The organism is Vibrio albus, assembly GCF_003144035.1.
Taxonomy (GTDB): domain Bacteria; phylum Pseudomonadota; class Gammaproteobacteria; order Enterobacterales; family Vibrionaceae; genus Vibrio; species Vibrio albus.
Genome location: NZ_QFWT01000017.1, coordinates 1 through 5,456, shown reverse-complemented (window position 1 = coordinate 5,456; position 5,456 = coordinate 1). Strand labels below are relative to the sequence as shown.

The 5,456-nt window shown below is 42.4% G+C and carries 7 protein-coding genes; 3 read left to right on the top strand and 4 right to left on the bottom strand.

The annotated features are described in order from the left end of the window. Positions 1 to 203: 203 nt before the first annotated feature. Positions 204 to 476, top strand: a complete 273-nt coding sequence (locus tag DI392_RS19215; RefSeq protein ID WP_109321312.1) for a type II toxin-antitoxin system TacA family antitoxin — start codon at positions 204 to 206, stop codon at positions 474 to 476. Beyond that, positions 473 to 970, top strand: a complete 498-nt coding sequence (locus DI392_RS19210) for a GNAT family N-acetyltransferase (protein WP_109321311.1) — start codon at positions 473 to 475, stop codon at positions 968 to 970. Before DI392_RS19215 ends, DI392_RS19210 begins: the two co-directional genes overlap by 4 nt. 49 nt (positions 971 to 1,019) lie before the next feature. Here DI392_RS19210 and DI392_RS19205 read toward each other — a convergent pair whose 3' ends face one another. The 3 genes from DI392_RS19205 to DI392_RS19195 form a co-directional block, all read right to left on the bottom strand. Next, the gene (locus DI392_RS19205) at positions 1,020 to 1,589 is read right to left on the bottom strand and encodes a hypothetical protein (RefSeq protein ID WP_109321310.1); all 570 of its coding nucleotides are present in this window, start codon (positions 1,587 to 1,589) and stop codon (positions 1,020 to 1,022) included. Next, positions 1,573 to 1,764, bottom strand: a complete 192-nt coding sequence (locus DI392_RS19200; protein WP_109321309.1) for a hypothetical protein — start codon at positions 1,762 to 1,764, stop codon at positions 1,573 to 1,575. Before DI392_RS19200 ends, DI392_RS19205 begins: the two co-directional genes overlap by 17 nt. 449 nt (positions 1,765 to 2,213) lie before the next feature. Then, the gene (locus tag DI392_RS19195; protein WP_109321308.1) at positions 2,214 to 2,534 is read right to left on the bottom strand and encodes a hypothetical protein; all 321 of its coding nucleotides are present in this window, start codon (positions 2,532 to 2,534) and stop codon (positions 2,214 to 2,216) included. A 572-nt stretch (positions 2,535 to 3,106) separates the two neighbouring features. Between DI392_RS19195 and DI392_RS19185 the strand changes: the two genes are divergently transcribed. Further along, positions 3,107 to 4,132, top strand: a complete 1,026-nt coding sequence (locus DI392_RS19185; RefSeq protein WP_109321306.1) for an IS110 family RNA-guided transposase — start codon at positions 3,107 to 3,109, stop codon at positions 4,130 to 4,132. Positions 4,133 to 4,514: 382 nt separating this feature from the next. On the opposite strand, the gene DI392_RS19180 is transcribed toward DI392_RS19185, so the two are convergent. After that, on the bottom strand, positions 4,515 to 4,901 hold the full coding sequence (locus tag DI392_RS19180) for a hypothetical protein (protein ID WP_109321305.1): 387 nt from the start codon (positions 4,899 to 4,901) through the stop codon (positions 4,515 to 4,517). Positions 4,902 to 5,456: the final 555 nt, after the last annotated feature.

Below are 5,456 nucleotides of genomic sequence, written 5' to 3'. Positions count from 1 at the left end.
TGTTACGACAATATTGTCGACAAGCTGTGTAGTGCTTGGAATCGTTTTTGTGCAGACAAAAGCAGAGTCATTTCGCTCTGCTTTAGAGATTGGACTATATTGACCAGTTAATTAGTGTGATTGGTATGACACAACAGTTGCTTATTGTTCATTTTAAGACCATAATACGTATGTGACATTTTGACACAAGAGGAAATTACATTATGGCTACGACTTTGCCTCGCATCACTGCTAGAGTTGATGTCGATACACAATGCTTACTGACAAAGGCTGCTGCAATTACCGGAATGTCTAGTATTAACTCATTTGTTCTGAGTGCTGCTGTCGAAAAAGCTAAACAAGTCATTGAACGTGAGCAAGCACTCAAACTGAGCCAAGCTGATGCCATGTCTCTTATGGAGGCTTTAGACCGTCCCGCAACCATCAACTCAAAATTGCAAGCAGCTTCCGGACGTTACGAGAGCAAAACTCAATGATGAACACGGTACTTCTAGAAAAAGCTAAACACGATAGAAACCGATTCAACTGCGGTATTGAAGCTCTCAATAACTATCTGAAAGTAATGGCAAGTCAGCAAGCAAAAAAAGATAATACCAGAACTTTCGTGTTAGAGGATGATAACGATAACTCACAAATTATCGGCTTTTACACGCTGACTATGATGCCTATTGATTTGAAGGCTTTACCCAACAAGCTCCAGAAAAAACATCAATCATCTACTTCCGGAGGTTTGATTGCCCGCTTAGCCGTCGATGAACATTACAAAGGGAAAGGCTTTGGCGAGTGGTTGCTTGTTGATGCACTACGCAAGCTACTAGCAGCCAGCGATTGTGTAGCATTCCCTGTGATTATTGTTGACGCCAAAGACGGTGCAAAATACTTCTATGAGCGTTATGGATTCCAAGCGTTTCAAGACGCAGAAAACAAACTCTTTATCACCATTTCTGATGTAAGGGCGAGCTTAGGCTAGTTCACCGCTAGCCTCTAGCAAACTTTGAGTTGTTTGTTATGTGCGTGTTTTATTGGCAGGCTTCTAAGTCAGGAGTTAATCTACAATCGTTGCTTGGAAGAATAACAAACTCCTTACCTCCAACAATAAACTGAAATAACCTACTGTAATTTGAATCTGGGTTAGCAAATGAGATGACTAACGACACGAAGAAAACAAAAATAGAGAACACTATAGAGCCTAATGCACCTTTAAAAGCGGCTTTTATCCAACCGTCTTTCTGATTCTTAACTTCTGAGAGTAAATTGTTTTCTAGAGCTTCATTGTAAGCTTCTTCAGCCCGATCTTCTGCATAATGTTCGGCAAATACGTATAGTATTTCCTCTGCATCATTGCGTAGTTTGTTTAGCTTATCTTCATGATAGGATAAAAGGAAATTTTGAACATCTTGAACAGGAACAACTGACACTCCATTAGCTTGCCTGTATTGTTCCTTCCATTGATATTTTTCTTCCTTGTAATCAGCGTAAGCTAGCATACCAATTAGCCGCTCCTTGTCATCAGGAACGGAATTTATAACTAGCTTTTCGAAGATTTGATTATAATTTGGATGTGTTGAGGTATTAGCTGGTGACACCATGAACTAGAAGTTCCTTTTCTACTTCTTGCTTACGTGACTTTCTCACTTTCATTGCTGCTTTAAATGCACTATCAGCAGAACGAACGTGGACTTTTCTCATTGCACCATTAACTTTCACAAAACGATAGTGGTCACAACGAGTTACCTCATTTCTTACATCTTTTGCTTTGCTCATAATTAACCTTCTGATGCTAAATCTGGTCAAGTATAGTACCAAAACCATCCCTTATTGCTCAAGGAGGCGCTTCACGTATTTATAGCGTAGCACATAACGCCCAACTAAAGGGCAGAAACCACACCAATTCACTCAACCGAATCAGCCAGAACCTCAAAAACAAACCGAACCAAAAATGCCAAAGGTTAGCTGTCACTCTTGAGCAATTTGTTAGCTGTGTCCTAGACTTTAACCTCTCAAATTTCTCCAAGTAACTAACTGCGCTACGACACCTAGAGAAATAACGTAAACAGACAATCCGTAAAAAAACGCATTGTTGTCATATACCGTTGCATAAACGCCCAACTAAAGGGCAAAAACTAAGCCCATTCACTCAACCGAACCAGCTATAACCTCAAAAACAAACCGGACCAAAAGTGCCACGTGTTTTTGTCCCTTTGAGTTGTTTGTTATGTGCGCAGCCTCAGTTCTGCTCTGGCTACAACCACAAATAACTCCCGAAAATCGGCATAAACTTTGTCTTTACCTTTAGCTTGATCAACCGAATACATGTTGATTAAGATTTCGAACATGTCTACCGCTTTTTGATAAACAGCATCACTGGATACAAGCTGAACTTGTGACAATAAACCTGCGACTTTTTGAAGTCGAATATTGGCATCGGACTTATCGGTCAATGCTTGCAACGCAGCAGAATTTGATTCGGATAGGAACTGAGAATAGAGGGTACGCCTTTCTCTAGCAGATTCTGATTCCAGTTGGTGAGCCATTTCCTTTTTTTGATTGATGTGCTAGCAAAATACGATGCACAACTACCGACAAAAACGCCCAATAAGGCAATAAATGCAGAAATTATCGGTGTAATCTCATAATCCATAGTTTCTCCTTAGCACATAACGCCCAACTAAAGGGCAAAAACCAAACCCATTCACTCAACCGAATCAGCCGGAACCCTAAAAATAAACCGAACCAAAAATCGTGCGTGTTTTTGTCCCATTTAAGTTGTTTGTTATGACGGCGGCTCCGAACCGAACAAAACTGGCTAACCCAAAGAATAAGATGAACGAGTATCAACAAAAAGATTCAAGACACCGCGTTTTTGACCGGCTTAACCCTTTTCAGTTACAGAAAATAAAGCGGTGAGCCAACGAATGAAAATGCCCATTTTGCACCAACGCAAGCTTACAGCCGCAATAAAGACAAACCTGGAAAATCGCCTACAAAACGAAGCGCGGCAAGCCCCTAAAGCCAAAAAGAAAGCCCGCCTCATAACGAATGACATGGATTCCCCCTCCCGAGGATCTGCCACACTTACGTGGTACTTGTTAGCACTGGAGGCACCATGTCTGATTATTCTTATTTTGGCGGTATCGACTTAGCTAAGAACCACTTCAGTATTCATGTCGTTGACTCGAAAGGAAAAGTGATTCTTCATAAATCTGTTACTCGCTCTAAATTACTGACCACAATAGCAAATATGCCACCTATGCGTATAGGGCTCGAAGCGTGTGGTGGTGCACATTATTGGGCAAGAACCCTCAATAATTTAGGACACGATGCTCGTATTATGGCGGTTAAATATGTCGTCCCACACAGAACTAAAGGTAAAAACGATCTCAATGATGCCATGGCTATTTGCCAAGCAGTCCAACACGCATCGACCCGTTTTGTTCCTGTAAAGTCTCCAGAGCAACAAGCCATACTCTCTGTTCATCGAATGCGTGAGCATTGGGTTCGTGAACGCACGGCTTTAATGAACCGTATCCGCGCCTTACTTTCTGAATTTGGTCTAGTTATTCCTGTTGGGCGCTCTTCTTTAATGAAGCAAGTGCCTCTTATGCTGGAAGATGCCGAAAACGAGCTTCCACACTTAGCGCGAACCGTTATTGCTGACGCATACTACCATCTTGAACAACTAAACCAACGTATTGCGGATACTGAGCAAGTGTTTGATGCCTTTTCAAAGGTTAGCGAGAATGTTCAGCGTATTATGAAGGTCAGAGGAATTGGTCCACAAACAGCCACGGCTATTCTGGCCTCTATTGGCAACGGCTCTCAGTTTGATAAAAGCCGGGATTTTTCCGCCTGGCTGGGGCTAGTTCCGAAGCAGTATTCTACTGGCGGTAAACCTAGGTTAGGTAGGATAACCAAACATGGAGACAAGTACCTACGCACCTTACTCGTCCATGGCGCCAGAACGGTCATTGCTAATCTAGGTGATAAACAAGACAGGCTCAGCCAGTGGTGTCGAGGCGTTTTGGAACGGCGAGGAATGAACCGAGCTATTGTCGCTCTTGCAGCAAAGAATGCTCGAATTATCTGGTCGCTATTACACAACCAAACAGAATATGAGAATTACGCTGCTTAAGAAACCACTAACTCAAGCAGCGTAACAAGAGTACACCCACCGGGTCATAGCAGACGCAATGGATGGAGATAGGTTAAGACCACTAGCGGACAGCCTGTTAATGCGGCGGACACATATGATGTCATCTAACGAATAAGGCACCGCAGTCGCGCAAAGTCATCAGGGTCACGATGTTGCGAACCATCGATTATAAAGACCGAATGTAGAGCGGCAGTCCAAAACCCATCACTTGAAATATAGCGGATGTTTGACAACCGGGGGAATCCATGTAGCCCTGCTAATGGGCAAAAAACATACCACTGCACCCAACCGGACCAGCCGTAACCCCAAAAGCAAACCGAACCAAAAATGGCCCGTGTTTTTTGTCCCGTTGAGCAGTTTGTTATGTGCTTTTGTTCAACAACTCTTTCCAATTTCGCTCCGATATCATGGACTTAGTTATAGTCAAACGATTTGAAACCATATTAGACCAAGATGTCACCTTGAGCGTTCCCTGTGAAAACCAGAGCTTTGTATATTTTATTTCACATGGTTCATTTTTTAGATACACCGCATCTTCTCTTAACTCTAACTTTTTACTTTGAAAAGAGAAAAACTGCCAAATTACCCGAATTGTAGATGAGATCGTCACTATCATTGCGAAAAAGTGATCCCCTATCTCCTTATTAAAAAGGTAATAAGTTCCATAATAGATACTTAAGGTTGCTAACAAATAAATGAGCTCTGAACCTATGTACTTGGTAACCGTAATATCAACTTTTCTCTGCATTCACTCTCCTTGCACATAACGCCCGGCTAATGGGCAAAAATACCCATATGCACTCAATTTAATCAGCCGGAACCTCAAAAGTAAACCAAGCCAAAAATCGTGCGCGTTTTTGTCCCGTTGAGCAGCTTGTTATGACGGCGGTTGCTGACGCTAACACCCATTAAATAAACACCGAAAGCTGCTCACGCGCTCGGCAAACTATGGTGAGCAACAACGCATACCTGTTGTGCCGTTGGTAAATTCCGTTCAATAAGCCGGAGAGCACCACAAACCCAAAGACTATGAACTAACCAATAAAGGAAAAACAACGTTGATCGCTAAACAAAAAGCGTTGATTCTGAGGGCTCATCAAAAGCCAAGCAAAACAGCTGGTTGAAACGGCAAGACCGGTGTTCAGCAAAGCTTAGCCATTCTATGCAAACCGACCTCATAACGAATGACATGGATTCCCCCTCCCGAGGATCTGCCACACTTAAGTGGTACTTATTAGCACTGGAGGCACCATGTCTGATTATTCTTATTTTGGCGGTATCGATTTAGCTAAAAACCACTTCA